Source organism: Mycobacterium sp., from assembly GCF_035570115.1.
GTDB lineage: Bacteria > Actinomycetota > Actinomycetes > Mycobacteriales > Mycobacteriaceae > Mycobacterium.
Window position 1 is genome coordinate 1 of the sequence record NZ_DATMLH010000273.1, and the last position, 16,364, is coordinate 16,364.

14 protein-coding genes and 1 pseudogene are annotated in these 16,364 nt (G+C 65.9%); 9 read left to right on the top strand and 6 right to left on the bottom strand.

The annotated features are described in order from the left end of the window. From VNW74_RS25955 to msrB, 3 genes are all read left to right on the top strand, one after another. The coding region (locus tag VNW74_RS25955) for an alpha/beta hydrolase (protein ID WP_325682190.1) at positions 1-1,365 on the top strand (1,365 nt) is incomplete at its 5' end. 26 nt (positions 1,366-1,391) lie between these two features. Beyond that, a complete protein-coding gene (gene aftC / locus VNW74_RS25960) occupies positions 1,392-2,699 on the top strand; it encodes an arabinofuranan 3-O-arabinosyltransferase (RefSeq protein ID WP_325682192.1) in 1,308 nt (435 codons plus the stop codon). A gap of 8 nt (positions 2,700-2,707) precedes the next feature. Beyond that, positions 2,708-3,118, top strand: a complete 411-nt coding sequence (gene msrB, locus VNW74_RS25965) for a peptide-methionine (R)-S-oxide reductase MsrB (RefSeq protein WP_325682233.1) — start codon at positions 2,708-2,710, stop codon at positions 3,116-3,118. A 68-nt stretch (positions 3,119-3,186) separates the two neighbouring features. On the opposite strand, the gene VNW74_RS25970 is transcribed toward msrB, so the two are convergent. From VNW74_RS25970 to hemE, 5 genes are read right to left on the bottom strand one after another with little or no spacing between them, the layout of a single operon-like run. Next, on the bottom strand, positions 3,187-3,936 hold the full coding sequence (locus tag VNW74_RS25970) for a class I SAM-dependent methyltransferase (RefSeq protein WP_325682193.1): 750 nt from the start codon (positions 3,934-3,936) through the stop codon (positions 3,187-3,189). Between the two features lie 45 nt (positions 3,937-3,981). Beyond that, positions 3,982-4,731, bottom strand: a complete 750-nt coding sequence (locus VNW74_RS25975; protein ID WP_325682194.1) for a class I SAM-dependent methyltransferase — start codon at positions 4,729-4,731, stop codon at positions 3,982-3,984. A gap of 55 nt (positions 4,732-4,786) precedes the next feature. Further along, positions 4,787-5,491, bottom strand: coding sequence for a hydrogen peroxide-dependent heme synthase (gene hemQ, locus VNW74_RS25980; RefSeq protein WP_325682196.1), 705 nt, complete (start codon positions 5,489-5,491; stop codon positions 4,787-4,789). Between the two features lie 5 nt (positions 5,492-5,496). After that, positions 5,497-6,879 (bottom strand): protoporphyrinogen oxidase, encoded by a 1,383-nt coding sequence (locus VNW74_RS25985; protein WP_325682197.1) that lies wholly within the window; start codon positions 6,877-6,879, stop codon positions 5,497-5,499. After that, positions 6,876-7,925 carry a uroporphyrinogen decarboxylase gene (gene hemE / locus VNW74_RS25990; protein WP_325682199.1) on the bottom strand — a complete coding sequence of 350 codons (1,050 nt, stop codon included), beginning with the start codon at positions 7,923-7,925 and terminating at the stop codon, positions 6,876-6,878. Before hemE ends, VNW74_RS25985 begins: the two co-directional genes overlap by 4 nt. A 127-nt stretch (positions 7,926-8,052) precedes the next feature. On the opposite strand from hemE, the gene VNW74_RS25995 reads away from it, so the two are divergent. The 3 genes and pseudogenes from VNW74_RS25995 to VNW74_RS26005 all read left to right on the top strand — a co-directional run bounded on the left by VNW74_RS25995 (position 8,053) and on the right by VNW74_RS26005 (position 10,843). Next, positions 8,053-8,865 carry an enoyl-CoA hydratase/isomerase family protein gene (locus VNW74_RS25995; protein WP_325682201.1) on the top strand — a complete coding sequence of 271 codons (813 nt, stop codon included), beginning with the start codon at positions 8,053-8,055 and terminating at the stop codon, positions 8,863-8,865. Between the two features lie 82 nt (positions 8,866-8,947). Continuing rightward, a pseudogene (locus tag VNW74_RS26000) lies at positions 8,948-9,582 on the top strand (DUF3000 domain-containing protein). Position 9,583: 1 nt separating this feature from the next. Then, positions 9,584-10,843 carry a ribonuclease D gene (locus VNW74_RS26005; RefSeq protein WP_325682203.1) on the top strand — a complete coding sequence of 420 codons (1,260 nt, stop codon included), beginning with the start codon at positions 9,584-9,586 and terminating at the stop codon, positions 10,841-10,843. Positions 10,844-10,869: 26 nt separating this feature from the next. Here the strand turns inward: VNW74_RS26005 and dxs are convergent, their stop codons facing one another. Next, complete coding sequence (gene dxs / locus VNW74_RS26010) at positions 10,870-12,795, bottom strand: 1-deoxy-D-xylulose-5-phosphate synthase (protein WP_325682204.1); 1,926 nt, start codon at positions 12,793-12,795, stop codon at positions 10,870-10,872. 351 nt (positions 12,796-13,146) lie between these two features. On the opposite strand from dxs, the gene VNW74_RS26015 reads away from it, so the two are divergent. From VNW74_RS26015 to VNW74_RS26025, 3 genes are read left to right on the top strand one after another with little or no spacing between them, the layout of a single operon-like run. Beyond that, positions 13,147-14,451, top strand: a complete 1,305-nt coding sequence (locus VNW74_RS26015) for an ArsB/NhaD family transporter (protein ID WP_325682205.1) — start codon at positions 13,147-13,149, stop codon at positions 14,449-14,451. Positions 14,452-14,488: 37 nt separating this feature from the next. After that, entirely contained in the window at positions 14,489-14,932 is a 444-nt protein-coding gene (locus tag VNW74_RS26020) for a CBS domain-containing protein (RefSeq protein ID WP_325682207.1), read from the top strand. Next, on the top strand, positions 14,929-16,230 hold the full coding sequence (locus tag VNW74_RS26025; protein WP_325682209.1) for an ArsB/NhaD family transporter: 1,302 nt from the start codon (positions 14,929-14,931) through the stop codon (positions 16,228-16,230). The genes VNW74_RS26020 and VNW74_RS26025 overlap by 4 nt, the downstream gene beginning before the upstream one ends. Positions 16,231-16,364: the final 134 nt, after the last annotated feature.

The window sequence follows — 16,364 nt, forward strand, 5'->3', positions numbered from 1 at the left end:
GACTGCACCGTGCGGGGATTCAGCGACGCCGCGGTCCCCGCGCCGGTGGGCGTCAAGCTGGAATGCGCAAGCTACGACGCGGATCTCGATCCGGTCAACGGCGCGGCCGGCACACTGAGCATCGGTGTGATGCGGGCCCGCGCGGCCCAGACCCCCGCCGACGCCGGCCCGCTGGTCTTCACCACCGGTTCGGACCTGCCGTCGTCGCTGCAACTGCCGGTGTGGCTGGCCCGCGCCGGCGGCGACGTGCTGCAAAAACACCCCATCGTGGCCATCGACCGGCGCGGCATGGGCTCATCGAGCCCGATCGACTGCCTCGACCAGTTCGACCGCCAGGAAATCCACGACCAGGCGCAGTTCCAGGCGGGCAACGATCCCGTCGCCAATCTCGCCGACATCGTGCAAAACGCCACCACCAGCTGCACCGACACCATCGCTCCCGGCGACTCCGCCTACGACAACACCCATGCCGCCACCGATATCGAACGTCTGCGCAGCACCTGGGACGTGCCCGCGCTGGCGCTGATCGGCATCGGAAACGGCGCCCAGGTGGCGCTGTCCTACGCCAGCGCGCACCCGGACCGGGTCGCCAGGCTGGTGCTCGACTCGCCGGTGGCGCTCGGTGTGGGCGCCGAGGCCGCGGCCGAGCAGAAGGTCAAGGGTCAGGAGGCGGCGCTGGACGCGTTCGCCGCCCAATGCGCGGCGGTGAACTGCCCGCTGGGCCCCGACCCGAAAGCCGCCGTGAGCTCGATGCTGGCCGACGCCCGCGCCGGCCATGGTCCGGCGGGTGCGTCGGTGGCCTCGATTGCCAGAGCCATCAGCATCGCGCTGGGCTACCCCACCGGTGACCGGGTCGGCACCACCAATGACTTGGCGGCCGCGCTGAACAGCGCCCGTTCCGGTGACACCAACCTGCTGACCAGCCTGATCAACCGGGCGCAGGGCACCACCGGCACCGACGGACAATTCGTCAACTCCTGCAGCGACGCGGTGAACCGGCCCACGCCCGACCGCATCCGCGAGTTGGTGGTGGCCTGGGCCAAGCTCTACCCCGAGTTCGGCACCGTCGGCGCGCTCAACCTGGTCAAGTGCGTCTCGTGGCCGAGCACCCAGCCGCCGCAAGCACCGAAAATTCTCAAGGTCAACGTGCTGCTGATGGGCGTGCAGAGCGACCCGATCGTCGGGGAGGAAGGCGTCTCGGCCACCGCCGCCACCATCATCAACGCGACCGCAGCCAGCAAGCGGGTGATGTGGCAGGGCATCGGCCACGGCGCAAGCATCTACTCGGCGTGCGCGGTTCCTCCGCTGCTCGGCTACCTCGACACCGGCAACTTGCCCGCCACCGACACCTACTGTCCTGCCTGATCCTTCGGCCCGTATAGGGTGCGCTCGTGACGGCAGTTGAATCCCCTCGTAGCGGTCTGCGCGACTGGACGCAGGCCATATTTGCCCCCCGCACCGCCGCCCCGGGCACTGCGACCGTGCTGCGTTCGATTCTGTGGCCGTTGGCCATCATGGCGGTGATCCACCGCACCATCGTGCTGCCCGCCAACGGCAACATCACCGACGACTTCAAGCCGGTCTACCGCGCGCTGTCGAACTTCCGGCACGGCTGGGACATCTACAACGAGCATTTCGACTACGTCGACCCGCACTACCTGTATCCGCCCGGCGGCACGCTGATCATGGCGCCGTTCGGTTATCTGCCCTTCGCGGAGTCGCGCTACTTGTTCGTCGCCGTCAACGGCGCCGCCATCGTGCTGGCCGGGTACGTGCTGCTGCGGATGTTCAAGTTCAGCCTGACCTCGGTGGCGGCCCCGGCCTTGCTGCTGGCGATGTTCTGCACCGAATCCGTCACGAGCACACTGGTTTTCACCAACATCAACGGCGTCATCCTGCTACTTGAGGTGCTGTTCATGCGGTGGCTGCTCGACGACTCCAAAACGAACGGCGTCGGACATCAGTGGTGGGCCGGTATCGCGATCGGGCTGACGCTGGTAGTCAAACCAGTGTTGGGACCCCTGCTGCTGCTGCCGCTGCTGAACCGTCAGTGGCGCGCCGTGCTGGCGGCCATCGTGGTGCCGGTGGCGTTCAACCTGGCCGCGCTGCCCCTGGTCGTGCACCCGATGGACTTCTTCACCCGCACCCTGCCCTACACGCTGGGCGTTCGCGACTACTTCAACAGCTCGATCGAAGGCAACGGCGTCTACTTCGGCCTGCCGACCTGGTTGATCCTTTTCCTGCGAATCCTGTTCACACTGTTGGCCATTGGCAGCCTGTGGCTGCTGTACCGCTACTACCGGACCCGTGATCCGCTGTTCTGGTTCGCCACGTCGTCGGGCGTGTTGTTGCTGTGGTCGTGGCTGGTGCTGGCACTGGCCCAGGGCTACTACTCGATGATGTTGTTCCCGTTCCTGATGACGGTGGTGCTGCCCAATTCGGTGATTCGCAATTGGCCCGCCTGGCTGGGCGTCTACGGGTTCCTGACAATGGACAAGTGGCTGCTGCTGCACTGGATGTACATCGGGCGACCGCTGGACTACCTGAAGATCACCTACGGCTGGTCGCTTCTGCTGATCGTCGTGTTCAGCGTGCTCTACTTCCGCTATCGGGACGCCAAGGCCGAAAACCGCCTGGAGGACGGGATTGATCCGGCATGGCTGACGGCTCAGCGGCCGCGCGCTAGCGTGGAGGCATGACTAGCGATTTGTCGCGTCCTAAGGTGCAACTATCTGACGAGGACTGGCGCAAGAAACTCAACCCGCAGGAGTTCGACGTACTGCGACGGGCCGGCACCGAGCGCCCGTTCACCGGTGAGTACACCGACACCAAGACCGAAGGCGTCTACCAGTGCCGGGCGTGCGGCACCGAGCTGTTCCGCAGCTCCGAGAAGTTCGAATCTCATTGCGGCTGGCCGTCTTTCTTCGACCCTGCGGACTCGGATGCGGTGATCCTGCGTCCCGACCACTCGATGGGCGCCACCCGTACCGAGGTGTTGTGCGCCAATTGCCACAGCCATCTGGGCCATGTGTTCGCCGGCGAGGGCTATCCGACTCCGACGGATCAGCGGTACTGCATCAACTCGATCTCGCTGCGCTTGGTGCCGACCGGCTCCTGAGCACCGACACTTAAGCAGTCGCGACGACACGCCGGGCAGCGGCGCAACCGTTTAAGTCTCGCGGGCATTCAGTCCACGCGGGTGGCGTGCATCTCCCAGAACGGGGTGTGTGCCCGACCATTGGGCAGCCACGACCCGAACATCCGAAACCGCTCCAGCATCGGCGTGAACTCCTCGGCCCTATCGGGATTGCGCGCGATCATCTGCTCAAGGGCGTGCACGCTGACGTTGACCTCATAGGTGGTCGGCCACAAATACGTGATCTCCCAACCGGCGTCGGGGAACACGTGCAGGAAGTCTTCGATGGACAGCGACCGGGGCGGACCGTAGCCGTTGACCGAGCCCGGGCCGTGCTCGAACATGTAAAGCCGCGCTCCGGTCTTGGTGGCTCTGCGCAAAGCCTGGGCATAGGCCCTCTTGAGCTTCATGACGTCTGAAAAGAGGTGATAGAACGCGCAGTCGACGACCGTATCGAAACGGCCCTCGAAACCCTCCAGGGTCATCGCGTCGCCCAGTTGGAAGTTCACCGACACCCCAGCTTTGCGCGCGTTCTCCTTTGCCAGCTCGATTGCGCTCGGCGAGGAGTCGATGCCCGTCGCCCCGTAGCCCTGCGACGCGTAGTAAATGGCGTGGTGGCCCGGACCGGTACCCGGGTCGAGAACCTCGCCCTTGATCGCCCCCAGCGCGACCAGTTGCTTTATGACAGGCTGCGGGCCGCCGATGTCCCACGGTGTGGCTGCCGGCAAGCCCTGCGAAGTTTGCTGATCGGCATACATCTTCTCGTAGCGGGTGGGATCGACAAGCACTGATTCGCCCATCCGGTAAGGATAAAGCGTTCGGCTCGTCGCCGCCGTCGCGCCGGCCTAGTCCACTCGAGTGGCGTGCATTGCCCAGAACGGGGCGTGGACCCGACCCTTGAGCAGCGACGGCTCGATAATCCGGAATCGCTCCAGAAGCGTCGTCACCTGATCGGCCATCTCGGGGTTGCGCGCGATCATCATCTCCAGGGTTTCCACGCTCATGTTGATCAGGTACGTGGTCGGCCCCAAATACGTGATCTCCCAGCCGGCATCGGGAAACACGTTACGAAAGTCGTCCTCGGACAACGATCGTGGCATTTGGAAGCCGTTGACATTACCGGGGCCGAATTCGAACATGTACAGCCGCGCTCCGGGCTTAGTCGCCCGGTGCAAAGCCCGCGCATACGACTTCTGCAACTCCGGCTCGGTCGAAAATGTGTGGTAGAAGGCGCTGTCGACGACCGTGTCGAAGCGGTTCTCCAGACCATCCAACTTTGTCGCGTCCGCTAGCTGAAAGTTCACCGAAACCCCGGCCCTGCGGGCGTTCTCCCTGGCCCGCTCCAGCCCGGTCGGTGACGCGTCGATGCCGGTAGCCGAATAGCCGTTCGACGCGTAATAGATGGCGTGGTGGCCTGGCCCCGTGCCCGGGTCGAGAACTTCTCCCTTGATCGCCCCCAGCGCGACGAGTTGCCGTACGACGGGCTGCGGGCCGCCGATGTCCCATGGTGTGGCGGCCGGCAAGCCGTGCGAAACCCGCTGGTCGCGATACATCTCTTCAAAGCGGCTGGGGTCGACCTGTGCTGGCTGATTCATGGCTTAACGATATAACGTGAACTATCGACGATGCAACGATCAGACGGGCTCGGGATCATGGCAGCGACGCCACCAGCTGCTCGACCGGCACCCGCGGCCCGGTGAAGAACGGCGTCTCCTCGCGGGTGTGCCGGCGAGCGTCGGTGGCTCGCAATTCGCGCATGAGGTCGACGATGCGGTGCAGTTCAGGGGCCTCGAAGGCCAGGATCCACTCGTAGTCGCCCAGCGCGAACGCAGGCACGGTGTTGGCCCGGACATCCTTGTATTCGCGGGCCGCCATGCCGTGTTCGGCAAGCATGCGGCGGCGCTCCTCGTCTGGCAGCAGATACCACTCATAGGACCGCACGAACGGGTAGACGCAGATGTAGGCACCCGGTTCCTCGCCGGCCAGGAATGCCGGGATGTGGCTCTTGTTGAACTCGGCCGGACGGTGCAGCGCGACACCGCTCCACACTGGCGTGCACGCCTGGCCCAGTGTGGTGGTGCGCCGGAAATCCTGGTAGGTCGCCTGCAGCGCTTCAACGGTTTCGGCGTGCGTCCAGATCATGAAATCGGCGTCTGCACGCAGGCCGGCGACGTCATAAAGGCCGCGCACCACAACGCCGCGCTCCTCCTGCTGTTTGAGGAAGGTCGCGGTGTCATCGACGACAGCCCCACGGGCCTCTCCTTCTGCGCCAAGTGCCCCTTGGCGAACCGAGAACACCGAGAACATCAAATAGCGAACGGTGGCGTTGAGCGCATCGTAGTCCAAGCGGGTCATGAGACCTATCGTGCCACGGGGTTTTCGACCGCCCCGATCGCGCCGGTGACCGCTCGGCCGGCCGCGGCGATACACGCCGGCACCCCGATCCCGTCGAGATAACCACCCGCCACGACGAGCGTCGGCGGCAGGCCGGCGCGCAGCTCCGCGACCAGGTCGCGGTGGCCGGGCCCGTACTGCGGCATCGCGTCCGGCCAGCGCTGCACGCGAGCATCCACCGGGTCGACTGTCAGCCCGAAAACGGTGCCCAGGTCCTGTATCGCCCACGCCAACAGCTCGTCGTCGGACGCCCGGCTGGCCAGCTCATCGCCGAAGCGCCCGAACGAGAGTCGCAGTAGCTCCAGGTCTGTCCGCCGTCCCCACTTCCGCGACGACAACGTGATCGCTTTGGCGCGCAACCGTTCTCCGCTGGCGACCAACACGCCCGAATTCTGCGGGAAGCGGATACCGCGCGGCACGGCCAGCGCCACCACCACCGAGGAGGCGCTGACGATGCGGCTGGCCGCAGCGGCGGTGCGCGGTGCGATGCCCTCGACGAGCCCGACCAGGCGGGCAGCCGGGACGGCTAAGACCACCGCGTCGGCGCGCCAGCGCGAACCGGCGTCGTCGCGCAGCGTCCAGCCACGCTCAGGAGCTCGCTCGGCCTCGATCCCGGCCACCGCCGCCTGTACCCAATTGAGCCGGCTGCGCAGAACCAGCTCGTCGACCAGCACCGTGTAGCCGCCGCCCACCGCGCCGAACACCGGGCCGGCGGTGACGCTCATCAGCGCCTGGCGGACCGCGTCGGTCAGGTCGGCGGCGCCGGCATCCAGAACGGCAGCCAGACTCGGGGCGGCCGAGCGTAGTCCGATCGTCGCGGCCGATCCCGCGTAGACCCCGCCGAGCATTGGATCCACCGACCGCGCCACCACCTGCTCACCGAACCGGTCCGCCACCAGGTCGGCCACGGCGGGATCGCCGCCGGGCTGCCAGCGAAACGGACGACTCGGCTCGGAAGCGATACACGCGAGGGTGGCGTCGTTCACCAGGCCGGCCATTGACTCCGCGGACGACGGAATGCCGTTGAGCGTGGCTGATGGTAGCGGGTGCAGGCGATCCTGGCTGTAGATCAGCGGGCGCGCTCCGGTGGTACCGACTTGCCGGTTCGCCAGGCCCAGTTCGTCGAGCAGCGACGGCATCTCGGGGCGGCGTACCACGAACGCCTCGGCGCCGACGTCCATGGGAATCCCGCCGACGCGCTCGGTGCGCAGCACCCCGCCGAGCCGGTCGGCCGGGTCGAACAGCGTGATGCTCGCCTCGTCACCGACGGCCACCCGTAACCGGTAAGCCGCCGTCAGGCCCGAGATGCCGCCGCCGACAACACAATACGAGCGAGCGCTGGACGTCATAGCGAGTGCACCAGAGACACCAGATCGGTGAGAATACCGGGATCGGTTTCCGGCAACACCCCGTGCCCGAGGTTGAAAATGTGCCCGGCCGCGCCGGCGTCGATGGCCCGTCGACCGTCGTCGACCACCGCGCGCGCGGCCTGCTCCACCGCCGGCCAGCCGGCCAGCAGCACCGCCGGATCGAGGTTGCCTTGCAGCGCCGTCCCGGTCTCGACTCGGGCCGCGGCGTCGACCAACGAGGTCCGCCAGTCAACGCCGACCACCGTCGCGCCCGCGGCCGACATAGCGCCCAGCAGTTCGGCGGTGCCGACCCCGAAGTGTGTCATCGCAACGCCGCGGTCGGCCAGTGCGTCGAACACCCGCGTGCTGTGCGGCAATACATATCGACGGTAGTCGCCAAGCGACAGCGCGCCGGCCCACGAGTCGAATACCTGAATCGCATCCACCCCAGCGTCGAGTTGAACCCTCAGAAACTCGACGGTGAGGTCGGTCAGCTTCTCCATCAGTGCATGCCAGCAGCCCGGTTCGGCCAGCATCATCGCCTTGGTGCGGGCGTGGTGACGGCTCGGGCCGCCCTCGACCAGGTAGGACGCCAGCGTGAAGGGCGCCCCGGCAAACCCGATCAGCGGAACATCACCCAGCGCCTGAACGAGCAGCGAGACCGCCTCCGACACCGGTTGAACACGTTGCGGTTCAAGCGGTTTGAGTGCATCGACATCGGCAGCCGTGCGCACCGGCGCCGCGATGACGGGTCCGACGTCGGGGACGATGTCGACGTCGACCCCGGCACCCCGCAGCGGGACCACGATATCGGAGAACAGGATCGCGGCGTCGACGTCATGACGGCGTATCGGCTGCAGGGTGATCTCGGCGATCATCTCGGCGTCGAAGCAGGCCGCCATCATGCTGGTCTGCGCACGCAGCGCACGGTATTCGGGCAGCGATCGGCCGGCCTGCCGCATGAACCACACCGGCACCCGGTGGGGTTTGCGGCCGGCGGCCGCGGCCAGGTACGGCGATTCGGGAAGCGTGCGACGCGTAGTCATCAGCATCAATGCTGCCATGACCAGCGCTTGAAGCGGTCCGCCAGGGAGTCTCGGCCTGGTCTGCGGTTGACCTGCGTAACGTCGTCGTGCGTAAAGTCCGTCAGCCGATGTGTCGTCAGGAGCCGGGATGCCAGTTCGTCACCCCTCAGTCAGCTACGACGAATTTCCCAGCCTGCGAATCGAACGCGCCGATCACGGAGTGCTGCACGTCGTTCTCGATGCTCCCGGGCTCAATTCGGTCGGGCCGCAGATGCACCGCGATCTCGCCGACATCTGGCCCGCGATCGGTCGCGACCCGGACGTGCGCGTCGTCTTGGTCCGCGGCGAAGGCAAGGCGTTCTCCTCCGGGGGCAGCTTCGACCTGATCGACGAGACCATGGGCGAATTCAGCGACCGGCTGCGCATCATGCGCGAGGCCCGCGATCTGGTGCTCAACATGGTCAACTTCGACAAGCCGGTGATTTCGGCGATTCACGGCGCGGCGGTCGGCGCGGGCCTGGTGGTGGCGCTGCTCGCGGACATCTCGGTGGCCGGGCGAACCGCCAAGATCATCGACGGCCACACGAAGCTGGGTGTGGCCGCGGGTGATCACGCGGCCATCTGTTGGCCGCTGCTCGTCGGCATGGCCAAGGCCAAGTACTACCTGCTCACCTGTGCGCCGCTATCCGGCGAGGAAGCAGAGCGGATCGGGCTGGTCTCGATGTGCGTCGACGACGACGACGTGCTCGCCACCGCGACCCGCATCGCGGCGGATCTGGCGAACGGCGCGCAGTCGGCGATCCGCTTCACCAAACACAGCCTCAACCACTGGTACCGGATGTTCGCACCGGCCTTCGAAACCGCCCTTGGCCTGGAGTTTCTTGGATTCGACGGGCCTGATGTCCGGGAGGGTCTGACCGCCCACCGGGAGAAGCGGCCGGCGCGGTTCTCCTCCGAGTAACTCAGCGTTGCCGCCCGCCCCGCCGGGCAGAAACGGCGCGCCTTTTTCCGCGTGTTGGCAGATAGGTCTAGCGTCAGAGGTCGTGATCTTCGCCTGCATCGGCGCAGCGCGGAAGGATGAGGAGGAGCGGCGCTTGTGAGCTCAGCCGAACCGGTCCCGTTCCGCGAGGCGGTCGAGGCGATGAGTGGCGCCAGCGTGCGGTCGGAGATCGAGCTGGGCCCGATCCGGCCGCCCCAGCGTCTCGCGCCGTACAGCTACGCGCTTGGCGCCGAGGTCAAGCGTCCGGAGCTCGACCTTGTGCCGGAGCAGTCCGACGGGGACGCGTTCGGTCGGCTGATCCTGCTCTACGACCCGGATGGGGCCGATGCCTGGGACGGCACCATGCGGCTCGTCGCCTACATTCAGGCCGACCTGGACTCCAGCGAGGCCGTCGACCCGCTACTGCCCGAAGTGGCCTGGAGCTGGCTGGTCGAAGCGCTGGACAGCCGCGCCGAGCACGTGACCGCGCTCGGCGGCACGGTCACCGCCACCACCTCGGTGCGCTACGGGGACATCTCCGGACCGCCGCGCGCCCACCAGTTGGAGCTGCGTGCGTCCTGGACCGCGATCACCCCGGACATCGGTACACACGTCGAGGCGTTCTGCGAGGTGCTCGAGCATGCCGCGGGGCTGCCGCCGGTCGGGGTGACGGATTTGGGCACGCGGTCCCGCGTCTGAGATGGTTTCCCAGCTGCCTCAAGCGGCAGACGATCAGCCGGAAAGCACGGAACCAGAGGTCACGCCGCTGCTTCAGCCGGCCGACGGTGTGCCCGACCTCTCGACGACTGCCCGCGAGATCGCTGCCGCCGCGGAACTGCTGGCCGGCGGCCATGGAGCGTTCGCGGTCGACGCCGAGCGAGCCTCGGGGTTCCGTTACTCCAACCGCGCCTATCTGATTCAGATCCGCCGTGCTGGGGCGGGCACCGTGCTGATCGATCCGGTCAGCCACGGCGGCGACCCGCTGAGCGTGCTGCGGCCCGTCGCCGAGGTGCTCGCGGAGGATGAGTGGATTCTGCACGCAGCCGATCAGGACCTGCCGTGTCTGGCCGAGGTCGGGATGCGACCCCCGGCGCTGTACGACACCGAGCTGGCCGGACGGTTGGTCGGCTTCGACCGGGTCAACCTGGCGGCCATGGCACAACGGCTGCTCGGTGTGGGTTTGGCCAAAGGGCACGGCGCGGCGGACTGGTCCAAGCGTCCGCTACCGCCGGCGTGGCTGAACTACGCAGCGCTCGATGTGGAAGTGCTCATCGAGCTCCGGGACGCGATCGCAGGGGTGCTGGCTGAACAGGGTAAAACCGATTGGGCCGCAGAGGAATTCGATTATCTACGGACCGTCGGCCAGGCCCCACCACCGACGCGACGGGATCGCTGGCGACGCACATCCGGTATCCACCGGGTGCGCAGCCAGCGTGGCCTGGCCGCGGTTCGTGAATTGTGGACAGCGCGCGACGAAATCGCCCAACGCCGCGATATCGCACCGGGGCGGATCTTGCCCGACTCGGCGATCATCGATGCCGCCACTGCCGATCCGAAGACCCTTGACGACCTGCTTGCCCTGCCGATATTCGGCGGTCGCAGGCAGCGCCGTGGCGCCGCGACGTGGTTGGCGGCCCTGGAATCAGCGCGGGCGAACTCCGGTCCTGCGGAGGAGGCCGAGCCGCCCAACGGGCCGCCCGCGCCGGCACGCTGGCCCAAGCGCAGACCGGAGGCCGCAGCGAGACTGGACGCGGCCCGCGCCGCGCTACGCGAACTCTCCCAACAGATCTCGGTGCCAACCGAGAATCTGGTTTCGCCCGACCTGGTGCGGCGGCTCTGCTGGGATTGGGAGGACGTCGAGGATCGGGCGGCGGTGGTTGACGAGTTCCTGACTGCCGGACAGGCCCGTGGTTGGCAGCGTGAGCTGGTGGTCCCGGTACTGGCCGCAGCGTTGGCCTAGTGGTGCCGAGCAGACGCTGGGCGAACCTAGTCCAGGTGTTCGCTGATCTCCGCCGACGATTCAACGCCGTTACCCAGGCTGCCCAGTGCGGCCACCCATCCGGTGATCTGCCGGGCCACGTCCTGCTCGGTCAGACCGGCCTCGGCGAGCACCTCGCCGCGCGACGCGTGATCGAAGAATCGTTGCGGCAGTCCGACATCGCGGCAGGGCACGTCGATCTCCGCGCGCCGCAACGCCGCTGACACGGCCGAACCGACACCGCCGTTGACGCCGTTGTCTTCCATCGTGACGACCAGCTTGTGCGTAGGCGCCAATTCGGCCACCACGTCAGAAACCGGCAACACCCACCGCGGGTCGATCACGGTCACGCCAATGCCCTGGTTGCGTAGCCGCTCGGCCACCGCCAGGCCCATCGACGCAAACGCCCCGACCGCTACCAGCAGCACATCGCTGGTCAGCCCATCGACGGGCACCGCGAGCACGTCTACGCCGGAGCGCCGCTGAAGTGCCGGAATATCTTCGCCGACATCACCTTTCGGGAATCTGATCGCCGTGGGACCGTCGTCGACGTCGAGCGCCTCACCGAGCTCCTCATGCAGTCTTGTGCCGTCCCTGGGCGCGGCAACCCGCATACCGGGGACGATGCCCAGCATCGACAGATCCCACATGCCGTTGTGGCTCGCACCGTCCGGGCCGGTGATCCCGGCCCGGTCGAGCACCATGGTGACCGGCAGCCGATGCAGTGCCACGTCCATCATGATTTGGTCGAATCCGCGGTTGAGGAAGGTCGAATAGATCGCCACCACCGGGTGCAGTCCACCCATGGCCAATCCGGCCGCCGACGTCATCGCGTGCTGCTCAGCAATGCCGACGTCGAACAACCGACCCGGGAAGCGCTCACCGAATGCGGTCAGTCCGGTGGGCCCGGGCATAGCAGCGGTGATCGCGACGATGTCGCGGCGCTTGGTCGCATATTCGATCAGCGACTCGGAGAATGTCGCCGTCCAGCTCGGTCCCGGGATCTTGGTGGCAATCCCGGTCGCCGGGTCGATTACCCCACAGGAATGCATCTGCTCGGCCTCGTCGGCCTCGGCCGGGCCGTAGCCCATGCCCTTGTGGGTGACGACGTGTACCAGCACCGGGCCACGGAATCCGCGGGCGCTGCGCAGCGCGGTCTCCACGGCATGCTCGTCGTGGCCGTCGACCGGCCCGACGTACTTCAGCCCGAGGTCGGTGAACAGCAACTGCGGCGAAAGTGCGTCCTTCACACCGGCTTTGACGCTGTGCATGAACTGGTAAGCCAATTCGCCGACGACCGGCATGCCGCGCACCGCGGAACGGCCACGCTCCAAGAGGTGCTCGTAGCTGGGCTGCAGCCGAAGGGCGGCCAGATGGTTGGCGAAACCGCCGAACGTCGGTGCATAGCTGCGGCCGTTGTCGTTGACGACGATGATCACCGGTCGATGCGCGGCGGCGATGTTATTCAGTGCCTCCCAACACATGCCGCCGGTGAGGGCGCCGTCGCCCACGACCGCCACGACGTGCCGGTTACGGTGGCCGGTCAACTCGAACGCCTTGGCCAGCCCGTCGGCGTAGGACAACGCCGCACTGGCGTGGCTCGACTCAACCCAGTCGTGCTCGCTCTCGGCCCGAGACGGATAACCCGACAAGCCACCCTTTTTGCGCAACGTTTCGAAGTCCGCGGCGCGCCCGGTCAGCATCTTGTGTACGTAGGCCTGGTGGCCGGTGTCGAAGATGATCGGATCGTGTGGCGAGTCGAATACCCGATGCAATGCCAGCGTCAGCTCGACGACGCCGAGGTTGGGCCCCAGATGCCCTCCGGTGGCTGCCACCTTGTGAATGAGAAACTCGCGGATCTCTTTGGCCAGATGCCGCATGTCCGCCTGAGAAAGGTGCTGTAGATCGGCGGGCCCACGGATCTGTTCAAGCATTTCGCCAGTGTACGCACGACGGCCAACTCACAGCGCCGACCTGCGAAGATACTTCGCCCGACGCGGACCTGCGGAGGTCACGCACCGTCCGGGCAAGCCTGATAGGTTAGGCCCGGGTGAGCCGGGAAGCCTGGTCGGCGTCTTTTTCTGCTATTCGGGTTTCTCCTGTTATTTGGGGCTATTCAGGAGTTCGCGATGATGTGCACGGTCGGCGAGACCGCGCTTAGGACACGGACGTCATGTTGGACGGCGTGATCACGGCGTCACGCCTACTGGTAGCGGCGCTCGAATCTTGAACGCCGCTACGTCGCACCTGCTGGGCCCGGCGCGTACCCAACGGCAGGGCAGCCGATGAGTGTCTTTCATGCCGTCTACGCGACCACGGTGTTCGTAGTCGCCTACGTGTTGATCGCCACCGAGCGTCTCAACCCGACATTCGTGGCACTGGGCGGCGCGGTGGCCATGTTCTTTTTGCCGTCGATCAATTCCGACGAAGTTTTCTACGCACGCGACACCGGGGTCAACTGGGATGTCCTGTTTTTGCTCCTCGGGATGATGATCATCGTCAGCGTGGTCCGCCAGACCGGCTTGTTCGAATACATGGCGATCTGGTCGGCCAAGCGCGCCAAGGGTTCCCCGCTGCGGATCATGATCCTGCTGATACTTGTCACCGCGCTCGGAACGGCAATTTTGGACAACGTGACCACGGTGCTGTTGATCGCACCAGTCACCTTGCTGGTGTGCGATCGGCTGGATATCAGCCCGGCGCCGTTTCTCATCGTCGAGGCCCTCGCCGCCAACATCGCCGGCGCTGCGACACTCGTCGGCGACCCGACCAGCATCATCATCGGCACCGGAGCCCACCTGAGCTTCATCACGTTCACCGCCAACATGGGGCCGGCGGTGCTGATCGTCCTCGCCGTCCTGCTGATCCTGCTGCGCCGGCTGTTTCCAGGCTTCTTTACCGCCGATCCCGCGCGGGTCGCCGATGTCATGACGCTGAACGAGCGGGAAGCGATCCGCGATCGCCGGCTGCTGATCCAATGCGCAATCGTCCTGGTCGTGGTGTTCGCCGGATTCGTCATGCATAGGCAGATCCACATGGAGCCTTCGCTGGTGGCGATGGCCGGCGCCGGCATCCTGGTCGCGATGTCCGGCGTGAGCCGGGAGGTCTTTCTGTCCAGTGTCGAGTGGGAGTCGCTGCTGTTCTTCGCGGGTCTGTTCATCATGGTTGGGGCCCTGGTGAAGACAGGCGTCGTCAAGGAATTGGCCGATCTGGCCAGTCACCTGACCCAGGGCGATGCCTGGACGGCGACAATGTTGATCCTCACTGTGTCGTTCACGTTGGGCAGCTTCATCAACAATGTTCCGTATGCCGCCACGATGACACCGGTCGTCGGACAGATGGCCGCATCTATCCCCGCCGCACACACCGGCTCCGGTGTGCTGTGGTGGGCCCTGCTACTGGGCACCGTCCTCGGTGGCAACCTCACCGCCGTGGGAGCCAGCGCGAATATCGTCGCGGTCGGAATCGCGCAACGCGCCGGCCATCCCATCTCCTTCTGGGACTTCACCAAAAGGGGGGCGGTAGTGACCGCGGTCTCCTTTGCACTTTCCGTCGGTTATCTGTGGTTGCGTTACTTCGCCTGGAGCTAGCCCGGCCGCCAGGTCACGCGGACGTTATTGTGTCCGTGTGCGGGCAGAGGATCTCGAAGAGAAGTTCCCGATCGTGCCCATCGACTCCGACGCTATCGACGCTGCCCGCAAGATCGCCGAACATAATCTGCCCGGGCTCCTGGTCACGGACCCCGCCGGAAAGCCGTACGCGGTGCTGCCGGCGTTCGCGATCCTGCGATTCATCCTGCCGCGTTACGTGCAGGACGATCTCACGCTGGCCGGCGTCCTCGGCGATCCGACACCTGACCAGGCCGTGCAGAATTTGGCGGGCAAGACGGTCGGCGACGTGCTGCCCGACTACGTGCGCGACATTCCATCGGTCGATGCGCGCGCCACCATCACCAAGGTGGCCGCGGAGATGTCGCGGCTGCGCAGTCCGCTGATCGCGGTCACCAAGGACGGAAAGTTGCATGGCGTGATCACCGCATCCCACCTGCTGGCCGCGGCACTGAAATCTTGAGCGCCTTTCACGCGATTTACGCGAGCACGGTATTCGTGGTCGCTTTCGTGTTGATCGCAACCGAGCGTCTGAACAAGACGCTGGTGGCGCTGGGCGGCGCGACGGCCATGTTCTTCTTGCCGGCGATCAACTCTCACGAAGTCTGGTATTCGGAAGACACCGGGATCAACTGGGACGTCATCTTTCTGCTGCTGGGGATGATGATCATCGTCAGCGTGGTGCGCCAGACCGGCGTGTTCGAATACGTGGCGATCTGGTCGGCCAAGCGGGCTAAAGGCTCCCCGCTGCGGATCATGATCCTGCTGTTGCTGGTCACCGCTGTCGGATCGGCCTTCCTGGACAACGTCACGACGGTCTTGCTGATCGCACCGGTCACCCTGCTGGTGTGCGAGCGGCTGGCGGTCAATCCTGCGCCATTCCTCATCGTCGAGGCGTTCGCCGCCAACATCGGAGGCGCCGCGACGCTGGTTGGTGATCCGACCTCAATGATCATCGGCACCGGAGCCGACCTGAGTTTCGTTTCCTTCCTGGTCCACATGACGCCAGTGGTGATCATCGTTCTGGGCGCCCTGGTGGTGCTACTGCCCGTCTTGTTCCCTGGCGCTTTCACCGTCGATGACGAGCGAATCGCCGACGTCATGTCACTCGACGAGCGCGAGGCGATCCATGATCACCGGCTGCTGATTCAGTGCGCGATTGTTCTCGTTTTCGTGTTCGCCGGGTTCGTCGCGCACAAGCAGATCCACATGGAGCCGTCACTGGTGGCGATGACCGGCGCCGGTATGTTGATCGTGATCTCCGGCCTGAGCCGTGACTTCTACCTGTCCGCCGTCGAGTGGGAGACACTGCTGTTCTTCGCGGGGCTGTTCGTGATGGTCGGCACACTGGTAAAAACCGGCGTCATCGATAAGTTGGCCCATGCGGCCATCCATGCGACCGGCGGCAGTCCCTGGGGGACGACGATGCTGATCCTCGGCGTGTCTTTTCTCTTCAGCGGGTTCGTCAACAACGTTCCCTACGCCGCCACGATGACCCCGATCGTCGGTCAGTTCGCCTCGTCAATGCACGCATTCAACAGCCAGGGCGTGCTGTGGTGGGCCCTCATAATGGGCACCGTCATGGGCGGTAACCTCACCGCCGTCGGGGCCAGCGCCAACGTCGTCGTCATGGGGATCGCCCAGCGCGCCGGCAATCCCGTTTCGTTCGGGGAGTTCACCCGGAAAGGCGCGGTAGTGACAGCGACCTCGCTGGTAATCTCCATCGCTTATCTGTGGGTGCGCTACTCCCTGTTGGCTTAGCTCGCCGGACCTTCACCGCAAGTTTCACCGCCTTTGGTTTTGCAAGGCTCAAGATCTGCACACGAGCGGCCGGGCCGTAAAGGTGTCGTAAAGACGCACCCTGCGGCGAATCCGATCCGGCTCACCGAGGGCTC